The 636-nt window shown below is 60.4% G+C and carries 1 protein-coding gene; it reads left to right on the top strand.

Translation table 11 applies throughout. The features are described from left to right. A partial coding sequence (locus tag EOC06_RS12905; protein ID WP_245469549.1) for an NAD(P)-dependent oxidoreductase occupies positions 1–636 on the top strand: 636 nt, incomplete at both ends.

Genomic DNA, 636 nt, shown 5'->3' with positions numbered 1-636 from the left:
GCAAGGCCGGACGCCATGTCGTCCAATATCTGGTCGAGCAAGGCTGCCAAGTGCTCAACATCGACACCAAGCCGCTCGACAATCCCAAGGTGCGCACGCTGATCACCGACATCACCGACAGCGGGCAGGTGTTCAACGCACTGTCGAGCTATATGGGCCTGCATGAATTCGACCCCTCGCTGCGCCCGCAGCCGGTCGATGCGGTGGTGCATTTCGCCGCCATCCCCCGCATCATGATCACCACCGACAACGAGGTGTTCCGCATCAACGCGCTCGGCACCTACAATGTCGTCGAGGCGGCGGTGAAGCTCGGTATCCGCAAAATTGTCATCGCCTCCAGCGAGACGACCTATGGGCTTGTGTTCGCCAACGAGCCGCGCGATCCCAAATATTTCCCGCTCGACGAGGAGTATGATGTCGATCCGATGGACAGCTATGCTTTGTCCAAGGTCGTCAACGAGAAAACGGCGCGGGCCTTTGCGCAACGCAACGGCACCGACATCTACGCCCTGCGCATCGGCAACGTCATCGAGCCGCACGAATATTCGCTGTTTCCGAAATGGTTCGCCGATCCGGGTTTCCGCAAGCGCATCGCCTGGAGCTATGTCGACGCGCGCGACCTCGGCCAGATCACGC

It is taken from the genome of Mesorhizobium sp. M7A.F.Ca.MR.362.00.0.0, assembly GCF_004023175.1.
Lineage (GTDB): Bacteria > Pseudomonadota > Alphaproteobacteria > Rhizobiales > Rhizobiaceae > Mesorhizobium.
This window is presented reverse-complemented; position numbering and strand designations above follow the sequence as displayed.